At 46.7% G+C, this 3328-nt stretch carries 1 protein-coding gene; it reads right to left on the minus strand.

Going from position 1 to position 3328, the window contains the following annotated elements; genetic code table 11:
- Positions 1-155: 155 nt before the first annotated feature.
- Positions 156-3328: TAT-variant-translocated molybdopterin oxidoreductase (locus PLH26_RS21075; RefSeq protein ID WP_324587990.1), on the minus strand; the 3173-nt coding region annotated here is incomplete at its 5' end.

A 3328-nucleotide genomic window follows, 5' to 3' on the forward strand; every position in this document is an offset into this window, starting at 1 on the left:
CCATCTACCAATGGTTCCCTGACGAAAGATTCGTATTTAGTCAAACTCATTTACTGATTAATTTTATCCTGCAAGCCCGTAACAGGAGTTTGCATATTAATGTTGAGAATTCAAATCTGCCTTTATCCGGTGTTTCTAATTTCCAAATACTTATATCAATGATGTGCTTCGTGAGCGGCGGCCTTCTTTTCAGCAAATTCATCTTTCACTCCTACCGGTCTGCTCGTATTCCTGATCTTAGCAAGGTAATTGATATTGGGCAGCACATGTAACTGTTCTAATGCATAGTACGCACGATGGTTCTGTTCCTGCGTACGGATCTTATATACCCTGCTTTCTTTATCGTTTACGTTACCGAATACAATGGCTCCCGTGGAACAAGCCTGCATACAGGCCGTTTTAACATCCCTGATCACAGAAGGATCCTGCGATTTTTTAGCTTTCAGTTTGGCATCCTGCAAACGTTGCACACAAAAACTGCATTTTTCAATTACACCGCGTGAGCGAACGGTTACATCAGGATTGAGCACCATGCGGGTCAGGTCTTCATTCATCATCAGCACAGCATCATCAAACTTTCCAACTCCGTTGTGGTGCTGGTTATCCGGAAAGCTGTCTGAACCCGTATAGTCGGCCCAATTGAAACGGCGAACTTTAAAGGGACAGTTATTGGCACAATAGCGGGTGCCGATACAACGGTTATATGCCATTTGGTTCAATCCTTCAGAACTGTGGTTGGTAGCCGATACCGGACATACATTTTCGCAGGGCGCGTTATCGCAATGCTGGCAAAGCATTGGCATAAATACCACATTCAGATTATCTCCTTCCGTAGCATCGCGGTAAGATGCAAAATAGCGGTCTATCCGGAGCCAGTGCATTTCATGCGAACGCTTTACTTCATTTTTACCTACAACAGGTACATTGTTCTCGGCGGTACAGGCAATCGTACAGGCGCCGCAGCCTGTACAGGCGTTCAGGTCAATGCTCATTCCCCAATGCGCGCCGGGAGAATCGTAGGTGGGGTACAGGGTACCTTCGGCCCTGAAATCACCGGTCTTTTTTGCAAAATCTTCTGCCAGCTCTTTCCTGTATTCAGGAATAGCATCCGGGTTCTTTTTGAAATCTTCAAGTGCATATTCCCTTACCACTTCCACACGGCCTTCATACTGGTTGTGCGTTTGGGTATATGCTATATCGTAAGTATCGCCGGTTTTTTTATAACCGGTTACATCCGTAATATAATATTGCCGTGTGCCTCCTTTGGCATTTACCAGCGGATAAGCATTGTAGCCTACCCCGTTAGCCGCACGCCCCGCGCCTTCACTTCTTCCATATCCTACCGCAACTGCAATTACATTGGGATGCACACCGGGTATGGCGAGGATGGGCAGCTTTACTTCTTTTCCATTGATCGTAAATGCCACAACAGGCTTGTGAAACTCCACTTCATATTTGTCATCCAGCTTAATGCCCAGCTCGGCTGCCATAGCATAGGAAATAATAGCATAGTTATCCCATGTGGCACGGGTAATAGGATCGGGCATTTCCTGCAGCCAGGGATTGTTGGCAACGGCTCCCGAGCCTATGGAAACCTTTTGATACAATACCAGCTCTGTTTTACCTGCAGGAGCTCCTGTATTTAATTTCGATGCTGCATCCGCTACAGCATCATTATAAGTGGTAGCGGTAAAGGCTAAAGCAGCAGGCTCAACCACACCGTCCTGCAGCGCTTTGTCGAATGCTCCCTGACTGCCCAGCTTTGTTAACCAGTAATTTTTAAAATAATCTTCGTAATCGGTATCACTGCCGCTCCATTTTAAGAGCGAGGTTTGAAAATACCTTGTTTTAAACAGCGGAGAGATCGTGGGCTGAAGCAGACTGAAAAAACCGGTACGTCCTTCGGCATCGCCCCAGCTTTCAAGATAATGATGATGTGGAATAATGTATTTGCACAGTGCAGAGGTCTCATCGGCTCTGTCGTTGAATGAAACAGAAAGCTTCACTTTTTGCAGCCCCTTGATAAAATCCGCCGCATTGTGATAATTGTACGCGGGGTTGGCTTCATAAACAAGCAATGCGCCCACGCTGCCGGCATTCATATCTTTTACCAACTGATCCATCTCCCCATCAATTCCCTGGCGGGTCAATAATGGGTTAGCCCAGCTAATGGTAGTGCCGTTAGCCCCCAAAAGCTCATTGATAGCGTTGATCAGCACCTGTATATTGGGATCATTGCTTCCGCATACCACCAATGCTGCACCTTTACTGGCGCCGAGCAAACCGGCAGCGAGGTCAATGCCCTTTTTCAATTTCTCATCTGCAACAGCCGGAGCGCTTACATTACCGCCCAGCTTAGCCAGCAGGTTCAGCACTACTGTGCCTGTTTCTGAAGGGCGATGAAGGAACCTGTCGTCGGCATTAGCGCCTGTTAAGCTAAGCACGCCTTCAAACTGGATGTGCCTGCTCATTTCCGGATTCTTCTGGTTGATTTTCCGGCCTTCGGCATACTGGCTTGAGAATTCATCAGGGCTCAACCATGTACCGAGGAAATCGGCATCAAGGCTAACAATAACTTTTGCTTTGTTGAAATGATAAGTGGGAATTGTCCTTTTACCATATGATATTTCATTGGCCAACAGCAAGCCGCTGTAGGAAACAGCGTCGTACTGAACATGGCGGCTTCCGGGGTATTTAGCAAGAAATTCGCTTATGATCTGGCTGGTAGTGGGGGAATTGAGTGTAGAAGTAAGCAATACCACCTGCGACCCTGCCAGTTCGCCGGCAATTTTTTTATCCGCTGCTTCAAAAGAAGGTAATTCCTTTAATTCATTTCCTGCCACTTCTACGGGATAACGCAATCTTCCTGTGTCGTAAAGATCAAGCACCGAAGCCTGCACTCTTGCAGAAGTGCCTTCACCTTTTGAATTGATAAAAGAAAGCGGATTACCCTCTAACTTGATAGGGCGTCCGTCTCTCACTTTTGCTATAACAGGCACTACATCTCCCTCGGCAACAAAGGTAGTAGCGTAATACTGAGCTACGCCGGGTGTTAAATTTTCGGGCTGATTGAGATAGGGAATGCTTTTTGTAACTGGCGTTTCACAACCTGCAGCCAATGCCGCTGCCGCAGTGCTGAAACCAAGGTATTTCAGAAAATCCCTGCGGGGTGCTTTAGCGTCCAATATGCCCTTGCCATCATCCCCAAACGGCAGATCTTCCTGGAATTCGTCTTTTACCAGTTTCTGGTACCCTTCTGTATTTTTTAATTCACCTAAGTTTTGCCAATACTTTTTTTGACTCATACCCAACCCCTGAAGGAGCTTTT

Source organism: Agriterribacter sp., from assembly GCF_035444585.1.
Taxonomy (GTDB): domain Bacteria; phylum Bacteroidota; class Bacteroidia; order Chitinophagales; family Chitinophagaceae; genus Agriterribacter.